We start from the raw sequence: 15304 nt of genomic DNA, 5'->3' as shown, positions 1-15304 counted from the left end.
TCTCCTGTTTGCTCGTGATGTGTTGCTCACAGGATATCAAACGGGGACAACTCAAAATTGTTCCGCCCCCATATCACTAAAGGCTGTTTTTCACCCCATTCGACACTATTTAATGATATATTTTTCATATAGTTATGCGAAATCGTGATCATTTTGGGGCACCGGAAAGAAACCCGTCAACCGGGCCGCTTTCCGGGGGATGATCCGTGATATCCGCCATCATATGCGCCAATCAGGATGGCGACGCGCCAAGGTCGAGAAACCGGCTGATTTCATCAATGATCTGTTGGTGGATATGGCCGCGATCGGTTCCCGCCGGGTCCGAACAGACCTGATCATCATCCATCCGCGCCAGAAGTTCGGCCGCACCGGGCACACATTCCGCCAGAAACGTCAAATGGTCAGCCGGGGCAAAAACCGCATAGGCCGGATGATCAAGCTTGCCCAACAGGTTGCTTCCGGTCGCCTCAAGATCAGCAGCCGGCCAGCCATGTTCTTTGCCAAGCCGGATGAACAGCACATCCTGATCGGTGTTTTTCAGGCTGTTGTCATCAACCGCATAGGTCATGCCAGGTTCGATCGCGACAAATCGCGAAATCCGGGGATCCTTGGCATCGATGGCAATGTCATCAGACAGTTGATCGAAATCGACCCCGCCACGTTTCAAAAAGGCGCAATCCTGCATCGCATCGCCATGCGTCTTGCAAAAATCACGATACAGGTCGCCATCAAATCGCACCCCCGCCAGATTAAGAACCGTTGTCCCACCCAACGAAAACCCGACCGTCGAAATCCGGTCCCGGTCGATATAGGGGGCAAAGTCCGGATCGGCGAGAACCTGATCAAGCAGGGCGGTGATATCGGCCGCACGCGGCGCCAGATGAATGGTGCGCCGGGGCGATGAATCCCCCGATGTCGTGCCGGGATGATTAACCGCCAGCACCATTGCCCCGCGAAGTGCCAGTTGCGATGACAGCCAGCCCAGCGCATCCATATTGCCGCCCGATCCGTGCGAGATCAGGATCAGCGGGTGTTTTCCCGGTGCAATCGCTGCCCCGATATAGGCATCCGTGCTTTGCCAGATTGCGCTTTTGGTGACCGGCGCACGATAGATATAAGTCCCCGCCGGATACCAGATGGACGCAGAAAGCGGCATGGATCTGTGTGATGCGGTGACATCGAACCGGTCATAGCCCGCCAGTTCCTGTGCCGCGGACGGGGTCGCCATGCAAGGAACGCTGGCAAGACCAAGTGAAAGAAGGGCCGCAGAAGTTACATGTTTCATGATTTCAATCCGTGTTTTAATCTTCACCGGGTTGAAATTGCTCCTGATTTCGGGGGCTGGCGTCCTTGAACCGGTTATAGGACGTGCAAAACCGGTTTTCGGACGTTTTATGATCGGATCGCCACAAGACATGATCGCACTTCCCGTACCCATGATCGTCGCCCTGTTGCTGGGTTATCTGTTTTTGCGGGCAATCCTGTTTGAAAAGACCAGCCGGTTGCTTGCCGCCTTGCTGCTGGCCTGCGCCTGTCAGAGTGTGACCGTGTCGCTGGTTCATTATTACGGGTTTGATGCCATCCGGTTGTTGCAGCCGGTCATGGCATCAATGATCCCGGCGCTGGCCTGGATGGCCTTTTTGCAAAGCAGTGTGCGGTCGCGCCTTGTCGCCACCGATCTTTGCCATTTTCTGGCCCCGGTGGTGATGGTGATCGTGATCCTTGCCATGCCGGTTCTGATTGATGCCCTGCTTGGCGGGCTTTTTGTCGGCTATGCGTCTGCCATCCTGATTGCCCTGCATCGTCAGGGCAATGATCTGGCCCATTCGCGTCTGGCATCGGGGCATGTACCGGCATTGATCTGGCGGGTGATTGCCATTGCACTGATTGTTTCGGCCTTTAGTGATCTTTTGATCGCGGCAGCCCTGCAATTCGGGGCAGAAGGCGCAACCGGTGTGATTTTAAGCATCTTTTCGTCGCTGGCAGTGCTGACCATCGGGTTTCTGGCGCTTTCGCCCGATCTTGCCATCGGATCGGGCGATGATGACAACGGGGGTGATGATATCGAACCGTCAAGCGCGCCTGACAAAACCGCGCCCGATACGCCCGATATCCCGGTCGATGAAATCATGGCGGCACTTGATCAGCTTATAAACGGTCAGAAACTGTTTCTTGATCCCGATCTGACGCTGGCGCGGATTGCGCGGCGGCTGGGCTATCCGTTGAAACAGGTATCCACAGCGATCAATCAAAGTACCGGGGAAAATGTGTCGCGCTATATCAACAGGTTCCGGATTGATCATGCCTGCGGGGAACTTGCGCGAGGGCAGAATGTCACAACCACCATGCTTTCAAGCGGCTTTAACACCAAATCGAATTTCAATCGCGAATTCCTGCGCATTACCGGCCAAACACCCAGCCAGTGGCAACAGCAGCAAATCCCGGCAGCGGCAACGACCGCAACGCGGCGCGGATCATAGCCCCGCCCGCCCCTAGTCCAGGACCGGGCGCATGAAGCTGCGTTCATAGGAAATGATGCTGCGATTGCGGATTTCCATATTCAGAACATCCTGACATTCGCGGTCACCAGCCATGCGATTGCGGTATTCTTCATACTCGGCAAGGCTTGGAAAACTGAACAGCGCATAGGCCACATTACTCGCCCCTTCATGGGGCAGGAAATAGCCGTGATGGGTCCCGCCCATACGATTGACAATCGGAATCCAGCGTTTGGCATATGCCTCGAACTCGGGAATTTTGTGACTGTCGATAATATATTTCAAATAGCAGGTAATCATGGCTGCACCTTTGAACGGGGTGAAGGATTTGATGGCCCAAACAAAAAAGACGGGCCGAAATCACGGCCCGTCTTTTTAAAATCATCGTGCAAAAACAGCGCGATCAATCATCATTGACCGGGTCATCTTCGCTCATATTCGTCATGCTTTCGGCGATCAGGCCGGCACTTTCGCGAATGCTGTTTTCGATTTCCTGGGTCATTTCCGGATTCTCGCGCAAGAAGTTCTTGGCGTTTTCACGGCCCTGACCGATCCGGGTCGAGTTATAGGAGAACCAGGAACCGGACTTTTCAACGATGCCTGCCTTGACACCAAGATCAAGGATTTCACCCATCTTGGAAACGCCTTCGCCATACATGATGTCAAATTCGACCTGTTTGAACGGCGGGGCCATCTTGTTTTTGACGACCTTGACGCGCGTCTGGTTGCCAACGACTTCGTCACGGTCCTTGATCTGGCCGATACGACGGATATCAAGACGAACAGACGCATAGAATTTAAGCGCGTTACCACCGGTGGTGGTTTCCGGGCTGCCGAACATCACGCCGATTTTCATACGAATCTGGTTGATGAAGATCACCATGCAGTTCGACCGCGACACCGAGCTGGTCAGTTTACGCAAGGCCTGGCTCATCAGGCGGGCCTGAAGACCGACATGGGTATCGCCCATTTCACCTTCGAGTTCGGCCCGCGGTACGAGGGCCGCGACCGAGTCAACGACCAGAACATCAATCGCACCGGAACGCACCAGCGTATCGGCGATTTCAAGTGCCTGTTCACCGGCATCGGGCTGTGAAATCAGAAGTTCATCGGTATTCACGCCAAGCTTGCGGGCATAGCCCGGGTCAAGCGCATGTTCGGCATCGACAAATGCACAGGTCCCGCCAAGTTTCTGTGCCTCGGCAATGGTGTGCAGGGCCAGGGTCGTTTTACCGGAACTTTCCGGGCCATAGATTTCGATGATACGGCCACGCGGAAGACCACCAATACCAAGTCCGATATCAAGACCGAGTGATCCGGTTGAAATGGCTGAAATGTCAACGGCGCTTTCCCGCTGACCCAGCTTCATAATCGAACCTTTGCCAAATGCCCGTTCGATCTGCCCAAGGGCGGCTTCGAGTGCCTTCTGCTTATCCATAGTATCCTTATCCACCAAATGCAGCGCGGTCTGAATCATTGCTCGAACTCTCTTATTCCACAGGGCCGGGTAGGATGCAACGCAGGCGGTTCCCCGGACCTAAATGCGGAACGCCACCGCTTGAAGAACCTGCTGCCCAGACAGACTAGTTTCCCTGTTCACGTCAGCAGCCGAATTGAGAACATAATGCGAACACTGTCATAAAATTTTGGATGTTGCAAGTTTGTTCTCATTCCCGGGAACAAAAATCGCGTTTTCAAACGACAACAGCCCGGCCCTGTCCGGACCGGGCTGCTCCATACCGAAAGGCAATTTTATCAGGTGGTAATTTTGAGATGTTCGTGGGTATGGGCCGCGCCGTGGTCTTCATCCCCGTGATGATGGGATTCAATGTGCAGTTCTCCCGGAACGGAATAAAGCTGCCCGTGGCGCACACCGGGCTGTGCCAGGACCTTGTCGGCAAAGGCGCGAATTTCGGCAAGCTTGCCACGCAGGGTCACGCTTTCAAGACAGGTGTCATGATCGATGTGGAAATGCACGGTCGACACCGTCAGATTGTGATGTTCATGCTGGGTGCTCATCAAACGCGAGGCCAGCATGCGTTCCTCATGGTCATAGACATAATTCAGAACGGCAATTCCCACCCCGTTGGGGTCTTCGTCAAGCTTGGCATTCTGAAGCTTTTCACGGATCAGATCACGGAATCCTTCGGACCGGTTGGTATAGCCCCGCCCTTCAAGGAAGGTGTCGAACGCTTCCATCAGATCATCTTCGATTGATACCGTCACGCGGGTCATATCAATTCCCTTTCAGAATCATCAGCTTGACTCGTATGAACAATTTTGAAAAGTTCATACCGCCATTTCATAGACCTAATTTCCCAAAGGATAGCAGATGTTTCAATCAAAGTTCGCACGTGCCCTGATAATTGGCGTAACCGGGTGCCTGATCAGCAGTGCGACAACCGCCCATGAATTCATCGCCAGCACCGCACAAAGCACCCTTGCGCCGGGCCAACCGGCAACGATATTCCTTGATTCGACCCATCAGTTCGGCGCACCTGAAGAAGCCGAAGCCATCGAAAATGTGCGCGCCCGCCTGATCACCGGTGCCGGGCAGACCGAACTTGATGTCACACCAAATCCGAACGCCCCGAACCTTGTTGCATCTGTTGACGATCATGCGCAAACCGGCTGGATTGGCGCCCACCGTTTGCCGGTTGTCTGGTCACAGACGCCCGATGGCTGGCAGGAAGGCGGGCTTGAACAGCATCCCGATGCCCTGACCGCTTCGCGTTACGAGAAATTCGCAAAACATCTGATCGGCCCGCAGGCAACTGATGACAATGCCGTGGTCACAACTCCGCTTGGTGATCGGCTTGAAATCGTTCCGCTTGGCGATCCGCGCCGGACCAAAATCGGCACGGACGCCGAATTCCGCATCCTGCTTGACGGGCAGCCTTTAACCACCACCGTTCTTGCGACCTATGCCGGGTTTACCCAAACCCCGTCTTCCTGGGCCTATTATACCGAAACCCTTGCCGATGACCGCGGCAGTGCCATTGCCAAGGTCCGCATTTCGGCACCCGGCCTGTGGGTCGTGCGGGTTGCAACCGATATCCCCGATACCGCAGACGGGGTACGGGTTCATAACCTTCGTGCGACGCTAAGCTTCCATGTGGACGGCTAGGAAAATGCATCTAGCGGGTATCAGCCGGGTGCCGGTTATCATGGTTCTTGTGGCGTTGTCGGTTCTGATCCTATCGGAACCGACAGATGCCCGCGCCCACGGGGCTGGCTGGCAGGCTGTTGGCAATGAGAATACGGTTCGATACCGGTTTGGCTATACCGACGGCAGTCCCATGGGATTTGCCGAAGTCATCGTCACCGCCCCTGATGGCAAGATCTGGCAAAAGGCGCGTACCGATCGCAGCGGCCATTTTGCCTTTGCCCCGGATCAGCCGGGCCGTGACATCACACAACCGCAAAACTGGAACATCCGGGTGGGTGATGGCATGGGGCATGTGGTGCAACTGACCCATCAGAGCAAACCCGACATAACGTCCGACCCACCAGACCCGACTGCCCCGACTACCCCCACCGCGCCAGTTGCCAACACAACAATGCGTGGCACGGCGGCAATATTTGATTTGCCGGTCTGGGCGGGGATGTTGTTCGGGTTAAGCTTGCTGGCGAACCTTTATGGCGGGTTGCTGTTGTGGGGACGCATGCGAAAGGCACATCAGTCCTAGTTGCCTAAATGCCTAAATGCCCTGATCTCTTGATCTCTAATGCAGGAACAGCAACGCCACCCCGGCAAAGGCAAGGCAGGTCCCGATAACGGCCTGCCAGCCCACCGACCGGCGCAGGATCGCGCCTTCATAGACAATCAGCAAAACCGGCGGCAAGGCCATCAGGGTCGATGCAATCCCGACATTGGCATTCTGAACCGCCAGCATGGAAAGCCAAACCCCGACCGCAGGCCCGATCAAAGCCCCCAGCAACAGCCACTTGCCGACATCCGGGGCAAGGCACGCAGTCACCGTGCGGCGCACCCGCCCGAAGACAAGGGCAATTCCCCACATGGCAATCACCGCAACAAGGGTACGGATCCAGGTCGCGGACAATGCGGAATAGCCATCAATCAGCGCATATTTCGCCGTGATCAGATTGGCGACCTGACCGATGGCGCCGCCCAGTCCGCACAGGATACCGATCACATAATTGCGCCCGACCAGCCCGACCGGACGGCCCTTTTTACCCAGAATGACAATCAGAACCCCGCCCACCCCACAGGCGATGCCCAGAATTTCAATCGGGCGAAGCGTTTCATCAAACAACACCCATGCCAGTACCGCCCCCATGATCGGCACTGTCGACATCAACAACATCGACAACCGTGCCCCGATCAGGACAAAGGCCTGAAACAGCATGGCATCACCAATCACCAGCCCGACAATCGACGACAGGCTAAGCCAGCCCAGCTGTTCCCAGGTAACTGATTCCGGCCACGGTGTTCCCAAAAGAAGCCAGTGCAGAACCGTCAGACAAAAAATCGAACAGGCCAGACGCCCGCGATTGACGGTCTGCGCGCCGGCCTTGCCGCCAATATTGGAAAAGATCATGCTTGATGTTGCCCAGCACAGGGCGGCGGTAAAGGCGGCGGCCTCACCAAACAGGGGGATCATGGGGCGCGTTTCCTGTCATTGTTGTTGTTCCGGCGATGTACCGGTTTGTGGCCATGGTGGCGTGGCCAATAAATCTATAAGCGCAAATTTTCAGGCGTTTGTAATCAGAATTATCTCCGGTCAGAATTCGAAAATTTGCAACTGCTTGCGATTTTTTGCCCGCACCGTATGTTCATGAAATTGCGTGCAAAAGGAAACCGGCATGACCAAGGCCCAGCAGACCGACAATAACGGCAAACCGTTCAAGGGAATTCGCCGCTATCTTCAGGATGGTGAAGTGGTGATCATGGATTTGCCGATTGCCCCGGTATCGGTGCTGGTGCCCGGCCTGATCAAGATTGTCTGGATCGCGGCCCTGATTTACGCATCCTATCACTGGCGCGAAATTTACAATTTCCTGATGCCGCAATTTCGAAATCTTTTGACCGGACCCGAAGCTTTTTCAGCCCTTGATGAAATCTGGGAACAGTATGAATTCGTGTTTTCATTTGCGCTGATCGGCTTGATCCTGGCGGCGATTTCGATCGTCTGGAGCCTTCTGCGCCGCGTACTTGGCGCATCGACACGCGCCGCAAAGGACAGTCTTCTTTTGCCGCTGACTGCGATCCGCGATCTGTTCTTTTTTGAACGCGTGATTACCAGCAACCGCATCATCACGCGCAGCGGCGTCCTGCGCAAGGATCAGGATGATCGCGGGTTCGAAGCCATCAAATCAACCCGCATCAGCAAAAGTGTCGTTGGCAATATCTTTGATTATGGCGACCTTCATATTACCGATCGCATCGGCCACAAATTCACCCTGCATCAGGTCAGCCAGCCCGAAGATGTCGCCAAGAAATTGTCGGACTTTTTCGGGCGCGTCTATGCCAACCGGGATACAAACACGCCGATCGACATCACCCATCTGGGATCGGATCAGGCCATTGAATCCCAGATCCAGACACCGGACAAGACAGACCTTTGATCCAGGAAGGTCTGATCACACGCAGGCTGTATGCCAAGTGCCAGGTGTCAGGTCCCTGGTGCTTTGTCCTTTCGGCGATAACCGATTTGGCAATGCAGGCCGTCGGCAGTTATTTCTGAACCCAGGTAATGGTTTTTGCCTGCTGGTTTGCGGCATCGGCCTGGGCCGAGGGCAGCAATTCAAATGACAACAGCAATGCCGTCACGAAAATAGCAACCACCATACAGGATCGCACGATCCCGGTTGATTTGCGTTTTACCATTCAACCCCCCAAGCCGATATCACGCCTGGTTCTTGGTGAACCTTGTGCCGATACCGGGCCTCGCCTGTTGTGCCGGTCACCTTGTCATGACCGGAATTTTTCATTGTTCATTTTAACGCACAGCCACCGTTTTTCCGTCTGCTGCGCTGATCAACTATAGATAAAAAGAAAAGACATATGCAAGAAATCTAAACAAACATTTTCGAATTTTTCGCACCCGTCACGCGCCGGGCGTCATGATGCCTTTTTCCGCCATTTCTTCAGGATATCGACATAGGCCTGATTGCCTTTTTCAATAAGTGGCAAATAGTCGGAAAATTCGGCACGCAGCCATGTATAGACTTCAAGTTCCATTACCGGGATCGACACAAAGCCATCGGGCAGACCGCCCGTCAGGATCAGTGAAAATTCATTGATCAACATGGCATCAAGCCGCCCCGCACGCATCAGTTCCTGCATCATTTCGGGACCGGCCGGACAGCGCATCACATTGGGGTAACCCGCCATCAGCTTTTCAGCCCAGCTTGAACCAAGCCAGATCCCCACCGCCTGATCGGTCAGATCATCAAGCGATTTGATATCGCCGTCGCGTACAACCAGCACGCCAGATACCGCCCCGACCGGAAGATCCCCACGGATCAGCGGGCGACCGACCTGTTCGGCAAAATCATCAAGACCGGCAAATACACCATCGACTTCACCATTGCGCATGGCAACCACGGAACGCGCATTGGGCATTGATACCGGAATAATACAAAGCCCGGCATCGGCCATGGCCCGGCGATAGGCTTCGACACCAACGGCATCACGGGTGACTTCGGGCATCGCCATGCGAAGACAGAATTCATCGGCCCGTGCACCGGATGACACCAACAAACTGCTCAGCCCGGCCAATCCGAAGCCTATGGCAAACAGACAGGCCCTGAACACCCTGAAATTCAGATCACGCGCCATTCATCCCCCCCACGGGTTTTCTTGTATTTTCGCAAATATGCCCGGCGTCAAACACCGGCACGCGGGCGGCATTTCTTGCATTCTGGTGATCCGGTCCGGTTGTTTCACATCACGCATGGCCCTGCCTATTCTTCTTCCTGCACGGCCTTGAGATAGGCCCGCGTTCCCTGATCGAATTTCGGGATATGTTCGGCGAATTCCGCACGCAGCCAGCTGTGAACCGTGATCGTTGCCACGGGTATGGCGTTATAGCCATCAGGCACCCCGCCAGCCCAGTTCAGGGAATAGCCATCAAGCAACATCGCATCGATCCGCCCTTCGCGAAGCATTTCCTTTAACATTTCCGCCCCGCGCGGCACCCGGACAATATTGGCATAGCCCGCAATCAGCTTTCTGGGCCAGGTCGCGCCAAGCGGCACGCCCAGAACTTCATTGTTCAAATCATCAAATCCGGTGACCGGGCCTTTGCGCACAATCAGAAGTCCCGGCAATTTTCCAAGGACGACCTCGCCCGGCACGACCGGGATATCAACAAGTTCGGGAAAATCATCCTGTCCGGCAAACACCCCGTCAATCTTACCCGCCCGCAAGGCCGCAACCGCCCGGATCTGTGGCAGTGATGCGGGTTCGACACACAGTCCGGCATCCGCCATCACGCGGCGATATTGCGCCATATTTTCCGGGCTGACATGAATTTCGGGCATTGCAATCCGAAGACAGGCATCCTTTGCCTGCACGGACGGGACCAAAAGAACGGACAGGATAAATCCGCGCAAAAGATGCGCGCACAAGCCCCAAGGTGGATGCGACCCATCGCAAATGACGACTGCCATAAATTCCCATTACGGCACCCGATACCGGTATGCCGCCCACTCCGCAATCGGTTTCCATTCCGGATGGAAACCTTGTTTGTCAGACCTTTGTGATCTGTTGTCTGAAACGATACTCAGGATTGCGCGGTTTGCCTATAGGCTTAAGGGAACTTTTGCATCCCGGACGTGCATTTCGCGCTTGACCGGAAACGAGGCCGGTCGCACCATCAGGCCTGCGGTCAGCCGGAATATCGGGCCCCGCGCCAGCTGCTACCTGCCACCACCCGATTTCCCGTCAACATCGCCTGCGCATCAACAAAGGATGCCCACGCCCCGTTTTAAGTGCATCACAAATGAAACCAGGGGATATCGCCCGCTATCTGTTCCTTGCCGTCGTGTGGGGACTTTCGTTTCTTGTCGTCGTAAAGGTTGTTGATGCCTTTGGCTGGGTCGGGGCGGTAACATTCCGCGCCCTGATTGCGGCCGGGTCGCTTTACCTGGTTGCGAGGCTTTGCCGCCGCAAACTTGATTTCAGTGCGGGCTGGCGGCCCTTTGCCATTGTCGGGGCGACCACCGTTGCCGGACAACTGATCGGGTTGTCCTATGCAGCACCACGCATCGGAACGGCGATGACGGCGATATTTGTCGCGGCTATTCCGCTTTTTTCCATGATCATCAGCCAGTTCTGGGGCATTGAACGCGCAAGCAAACAAGGCTTCGCCGGTCTGGCACTTGGCATTGGCGGGATTGTGCTTCTGGTCGGGTTTCCCGCGGTTGCCGTCACACCGGAATTTGTCCTTGGCTGCGTGGCATCGATCCTGTCGGCCCTGTGCGCGGCCTTTGGCAGCAATTATGCCAGCCGTCATTTGCGCCAAAGCGGCAACTGGGAAACCACAATCGGTGCGTTTCTGTTTGGCGGGATCGTGACCTTGCCGATGATCTTTGCTGTGCCGCTTGAACGCGTTCCGGTCGCCATGGACTATTTATATCTGGTCATTGCCGCCTGTTTGATGAGTGTTTGCACCTATATCGTCTATTTCCGGCTGGTGGCATCAATCGGTCCCACCCGCGCGATCAGTGTCGAATTTCTGGTTACCGTGATTGCGGTGCTGATCGGTGCGACAGCATTGGGCGAAAGGCTTTCGGCCATGCAGCTTGTCGGCGGGATTACGATCATGGCGGGATGTGCGCTTGTTCTCAATCTTGTGCCGGCCTGGATGCGGCCGCGGCAAAGCGTTCCTGAAATCCCCTGAGCCAACGCAAAGACAGCAGCCGGGGAACAAGCTACCCTGTCGGAAGTTACACATTGTAGTCTTCTTTGATCACGGAAAGCATTGCATGCCCTTTGACCTTGGTCAGCAGTCGCTCGGCGTTATTGTCGCGACCTTTACGGTCTGCACATTGATCATCATTTTTGCCGGTACCAGACTGGCCAGCATTGCCGTCAAACTGGCTGAACGCACCGGCATGGGACAAATCATCGCCGGCGCCCTGTTTGTCGGCATGTCCACCAGCCTGCCGGGCAGTGTGTTATCTGTGACCACCGCCTGGCAGGGACATACCGATCTTGCCATTGGCAATGCACTTGGCGGGATTGCTGCCCAGACGACGTTTCTGGCGATTGCCGATCTGTTTTATCGCAAAGGCAATCTTGAACATGCCGCGGCCAGCGCCACCGGCCTTGCCCAGACCACCCTTTTGCTCAGCATGCTGTCCTTGCCGCTTTTGGCCTATGCCGGGCCGGACTGGATGATTTTTCACATTCACCCGGCATCCATCCTGCTTCTGGTGATCTATCCGCTTGGCCTTAATCTTTTGTCGGCGATCCGTGATGAACCGATGTGGCTTCCCAAGAAAACCGATCTGACCGAAGAAGACGCCAAACATGACACCGCCGATACCCACCCCGAAAGCACCGCGCGCCTGTGGGGCGAATTCCTTGCCTTTGCACTTGTGACAGCCGTTGCCGGCCACATTATCGGTCAGGCCGGGCTTGCGATTGTTGCCGTGACAGATATCAGCGAAACCGCTGTTGGCACCTTCCTGACCGCGATTTCAACGTCCTTCCCGGAATTTGTCTCTGCAATTGCCGCGGTTCGCATGGGGGCGGTCAATCTGGCGGTTGGGGACATTATCGGCGGCAACGCCTTTGACGTGCTGTTTCTGGCGGCATCAGACATCGCCTATCGCGAAGGATCAATCTATGCGGCCTTTAGCCAACAGCACGTCTTTACCATCGCACTGGTCATATTGATGAGCGGCGTGTTGCTGTTGGGGATGCTCAACCGCGAACGGCGCGGCATTGCCAATATCGGCTGGGAAAGCTTTGTGGTACTGGCCCTTTACGGGGCGTCGGCATTTTATCTTGCGGGATGAATCCGGTCACCCAGCGACAATAATGCCGCCTGGTCGGCCAAAACCTTACAGGACTTCCTTGACCTTGGTCGCCAGATCCTTGAGCGAGAACGGCTTGGGCAGGAAGTGAACACCGTTTTCTTCGTCCAGTTCATCGCGATAGGTATCTTCGGCGTAACCGGAAATGAAGATGACTTTGAGTTCGGGTTTCTTTTCGCGCAGCATGCGGACAAGTGTCGGGCCATCGATGCCCGGCATCACGACATCGGAAATCACCAGATCAATCGTCTTGTCGGTATTATTCAGGACCTCAAGCGCGTTGTCGCCGTTATTGGCTTCAAGCACGTCATAGCCCTTGCTGCGCAGGGCGCGCGCGCCAAATGTGCGCACGGCATCCTCATCCTCGACCAGAAGGATCGCACCGGTTCCGGTCAGATCGCGTGACGGGGCTTCTTCGGTGACGGCCTGGGTTTCGGCAAGTTCCTGTTCGGTTGCCTCATAGCGCGGCAGATAGATGGTAAAGGTCGTGCCTTTGCCTTCTTCGCTGTTGACCGCGATAAAGCCGCCGGTCTGCTTGACGATGCCATAAACCGTCGAAAGACCAAGACCCGTTCCCTCGCCGCGTTGCTTGGTCGAGAAGAAGGGTTCGAAAATCCGCGTCAGATTGTCCTTGGGGATACCGATGCCGGTATCGGTGACCTTGATGCCGATATAATCGCCCGGCGGGATGATTTCGGTGCCGGTTGCGGTCGGTTCATCAACAATTTCGCTGCTGGTCTGAACCGTCAAAGTCCCGCCTTCGCCGGCCATGGCATCGCGCGCATTGACGACAAGGTTAATGATCACCTGATCCAGCTGGCCCGGATCGACCTTGACCAGACCGATATCGCGCCCGTGACTGACCTTGAGATCGATCTTCTCGCCGATCAGGCGGCGCAGCAGGTTCGACATTTCAGCCAGTGCATCGGTGATATTGATGATTTTCGGCTGAAGGGTCTGACGACGCGAGAACGCCAAAAGCTGCCGGACAAGGTTGGCAGCACGATTGGCATTCTGTTTGATCTGCATGATGTCGGCAAAGCTCGGATCACCCGGCCCGTGGCGCGACAACAACAGATCACAGAACCCGATCATCGCCGTCAGAAGGTTGTTGAAATCATGCGCCACCCCGCCGGCAAGCTGACCGACAGCCTGCATTTTCTGGGACTGGGCAAATTGTTCCTCAAGATTCTTCTGTTCGGTCGTATCAAGGAAGTTCAGAAGCAACGCCCCTGCTTCGCCCGAACGACCCGCAACCCGTTGCAGATAAATCTGGGCCGCAACGCCGCGCGCGCCCGCAAGACGGGCTTCGATCTGACCGCCCTTGCCCATGCCCATCACGGCCTTGGACAGATAACGCGCCACTTCGTCGCGGTCTTCGGGAACAATCAGTTCAAGGATCGAACGCCCGACCACATTGGCATGGTTCTGCCCGGCGGTTTCGATAAAGGCGCGGTTGGCATCGGTAACCGTGCCCGACATGTCGGCCAGAACAATCGAAAGCGGGCTTTCATCAAAGAACCAGCGCACCCGGCGTTCGGTTTCGGCCAGCGCATGTTCCCATTCATGGGCGGGCATCGGATCAGGGAAGATCACGGCCTGACTGCGGACCGGGCCAGTGCCCGGCGCATTGATCGAATGGGTGACAAAGCACCGGATCGGTTCGCCCCCGGCAACCTTGAATTTGACCTCGCCATTGATGCCGTCACCAACGATAAGGTCGGCCAGTTCCACGGTGCCGTTATTGAAGTCTTCGGGTTCACCGCCAAGCCAGCTTGCCAGACGACGGTTGAGATAAAGAATACGGCCTTCTTCATCAAGGCCACAGACCCCGACCGGCAGCCGTTCGATCATCTGATCGGCATGTTCAAAGCCACCAGCGGCCGCCGAGACCGGAAGATTGGCAACAAGGTCCGGTGCAACCGGTGCCGAAAGCGCGAATGCAGACGGGCTTTCGCCCGATGGCAACAACATCGATGCATCGGCATCCGCCATTACGGACGGATCGACACCGTCAACAGTCCACAACATCTGACCGGCACGTGCATTGGCCTCGGCCACGGAAATGCGCAAACAGGTTGCCCGGGATGATGTTTTATCATCCGAACCCGCGTCATCACCGGGGGCGGGATTTTCGGCCCCGTCGGTTGCCGGGGCTTGCGTTTCACCATCGGGCTGGCTTGCAAATTTTTCGGAACGCGACAGATCGACAAACATCTGCCCGCCTTCGCCGCGCATCGCACGGGTGCGCAATTCGGCCAGTTCGTCACTGCCAATGCCAAGGAAGGACAGGCGCGCTTCAAGCGCGGACAACATGTCCGATCCCGGTTCGATACCAAGTTTTCGTGAAAAGGCCGGGTTGGCATAGATCGTCCGGCCATAGGCATCAATCAGCGCAACGCCGATATCGGATTTGCCAAGACCGGCGATCAGCGGTCCAAGTTCGGAATGCCCGCCATTGCGCCAGCGCGCCGACAGTGAAAGGGCAGCGACGGCAATAATTGCCACACCGGTGACCATTGCACCGATGATCCACATTAAACGCGCATCAAGGCCCGCCTTTGCCAGAACATCCATCAGGACAAAGACAAACGCAACGAATGCGACACTTACAGCAAGGATGAGCCCCCGAAACAGCACGCGACCGCCTTTAACGACAATAACTTATCAATATAGTTTATACTTTTAGCTGGTTATCACGCGACTGGCTACCGACAAGTTTTGTCCCCCGCATCGGGCGGGTTTTGTACCGGGTCGACCATAAAAGACACCCTGTGCGGACTGCCATCGGCAAA

At 55.7% G+C, this 15304-nt stretch carries 15 protein-coding genes; 6 read left to right on the top strand and 9 right to left on the bottom strand.

What is annotated here, in order from left to right; genetic code table 11:
* Window positions 1-232: 232 nt before the first annotated feature.
* Window positions 233-1285, bottom strand: a complete 1053-nt coding sequence (locus AUQ42_RS02990; RefSeq protein ID WP_068517482.1) for a hypothetical protein — start codon at window positions 1283-1285, stop codon at window positions 233-235.
* A 130-nt stretch (window positions 1286-1415) separates the two neighbouring features.
* Between AUQ42_RS02990 and AUQ42_RS02985 the strand changes: the two genes are divergently transcribed.
* On the top strand, window positions 1416-2480 hold the full coding sequence (locus AUQ42_RS02985) for an AraC family transcriptional regulator (RefSeq protein WP_082817712.1): 1065 nt from the start codon (window positions 1416-1418) through the stop codon (window positions 2478-2480).
* Between the two features lie 12 nt (window positions 2481-2492).
* Here the strand turns inward: AUQ42_RS02985 and AUQ42_RS02980 are convergent, their stop codons facing one another.
* The 3 genes from AUQ42_RS02980 to nikR form a co-directional block, all read right to left on the bottom strand.
* Window positions 2493-2798 (bottom strand): NIPSNAP family protein, encoded by a 306-nt coding sequence (locus AUQ42_RS02980; RefSeq protein WP_068517481.1) that lies wholly within the window; start codon window positions 2796-2798, stop codon window positions 2493-2495.
* A gap of 103 nt (window positions 2799-2901) precedes the next feature.
* The gene (gene recA, locus AUQ42_RS02975; protein ID WP_068517480.1) at window positions 2902-3975 is read right to left on the bottom strand and encodes a recombinase RecA; all 1074 of its coding nucleotides are present in this window, start codon (window positions 3973-3975) and stop codon (window positions 2902-2904) included.
* A gap of 278 nt (window positions 3976-4253) precedes the next feature.
* Window positions 4254-4733: a nickel-responsive transcriptional regulator NikR gene (gene nikR / locus AUQ42_RS02970; protein ID WP_068517479.1), complete on the bottom strand. Its 480-nt coding sequence runs from the start codon at window positions 4731-4733 to the stop codon at window positions 4254-4256.
* A gap of 97 nt (window positions 4734-4830) precedes the next feature.
* Between nikR and AUQ42_RS02965 the strand changes: the two genes are divergently transcribed.
* The gene (locus tag AUQ42_RS02965) at window positions 4831-5625 is read left to right on the top strand and encodes a DUF4198 domain-containing protein (protein ID WP_068517478.1); all 795 of its coding nucleotides are present in this window, start codon (window positions 4831-4833) and stop codon (window positions 5623-5625) included.
* Window positions 5626-5629: 4 nt separating this feature from the next.
* Complete coding sequence (locus tag AUQ42_RS02960; RefSeq protein ID WP_156480810.1) at window positions 5630-6187, top strand: carboxypeptidase-like regulatory domain-containing protein; 558 nt, start codon at window positions 5630-5632, stop codon at window positions 6185-6187.
* 36 nt (window positions 6188-6223) lie between these two features.
* Here AUQ42_RS02960 and AUQ42_RS02955 read toward each other — a convergent pair whose 3' ends face one another.
* Window positions 6224-7123 (bottom strand): DMT family transporter, encoded by a 900-nt coding sequence (locus tag AUQ42_RS02955; protein ID WP_068517476.1) that lies wholly within the window; start codon window positions 7121-7123, stop codon window positions 6224-6226.
* Between the two features lie 202 nt (window positions 7124-7325).
* On the opposite strand from AUQ42_RS02955, the gene AUQ42_RS02950 reads away from it, so the two are divergent.
* Window positions 7326-8087, top strand: coding sequence for a PH domain-containing protein (locus tag AUQ42_RS02950; RefSeq protein WP_156480809.1), 762 nt, complete (start codon window positions 7326-7328; stop codon window positions 8085-8087).
* A 109-nt stretch (window positions 8088-8196) separates the two neighbouring features.
* On the opposite strand, the gene AUQ42_RS15725 is transcribed toward AUQ42_RS02950, so the two are convergent.
* The 3 genes from AUQ42_RS15725 to AUQ42_RS02940 form a co-directional block, all read right to left on the bottom strand.
* Window positions 8197-8349: a hypothetical protein gene (locus AUQ42_RS15725; RefSeq protein WP_156480808.1), complete on the bottom strand. Its 153-nt coding sequence runs from the start codon at window positions 8347-8349 to the stop codon at window positions 8197-8199.
* 234 nt (window positions 8350-8583) lie between these two features.
* Window positions 8584-9303, bottom strand: a complete 720-nt coding sequence (locus AUQ42_RS02945) for a hypothetical protein (RefSeq protein WP_068517474.1) — start codon at window positions 9301-9303, stop codon at window positions 8584-8586.
* 125 nt (window positions 9304-9428) lie between these two features.
* A complete protein-coding gene (locus tag AUQ42_RS02940) occupies window positions 9429-10136 on the bottom strand; it encodes an ABC transporter substrate-binding protein (protein ID WP_068517473.1) in 708 nt (235 codons plus the stop codon).
* 332 nt (window positions 10137-10468) lie between these two features.
* On the opposite strand from AUQ42_RS02940, the gene AUQ42_RS02935 reads away from it, so the two are divergent.
* Entirely contained in the window at window positions 10469-11368 is a 900-nt protein-coding gene (locus tag AUQ42_RS02935) for a DMT family transporter (RefSeq protein ID WP_068517472.1), read from the top strand.
* 85 nt (window positions 11369-11453) lie between these two features.
* Window positions 11454-12491 (top strand): sodium:calcium antiporter, encoded by a 1038-nt coding sequence (locus AUQ42_RS02930; protein ID WP_068517471.1) that lies wholly within the window; start codon window positions 11454-11456, stop codon window positions 12489-12491.
* Window positions 12492-12536: 45 nt separating this feature from the next.
* Here AUQ42_RS02930 and AUQ42_RS02925 read toward each other — a convergent pair whose 3' ends face one another.
* Window positions 12537-15149, bottom strand: a complete 2613-nt coding sequence (locus AUQ42_RS02925) for a PAS domain-containing sensor histidine kinase (protein WP_068517470.1) — start codon at window positions 15147-15149, stop codon at window positions 12537-12539.
* Window positions 15150-15304 lie beyond the last annotated feature (155 nt).

The organism is Thalassospira sp. MCCC 1A02491 (assembly GCF_001613785.1).
GTDB lineage: Bacteria > Pseudomonadota > Alphaproteobacteria > Rhodospirillales > Thalassospiraceae > Thalassospira > Thalassospira povalilytica.
The sequence above is the reverse complement of the archived record's forward strand: the minus strand, read 5'-3'. Positions and strand labels throughout refer to the sequence as shown.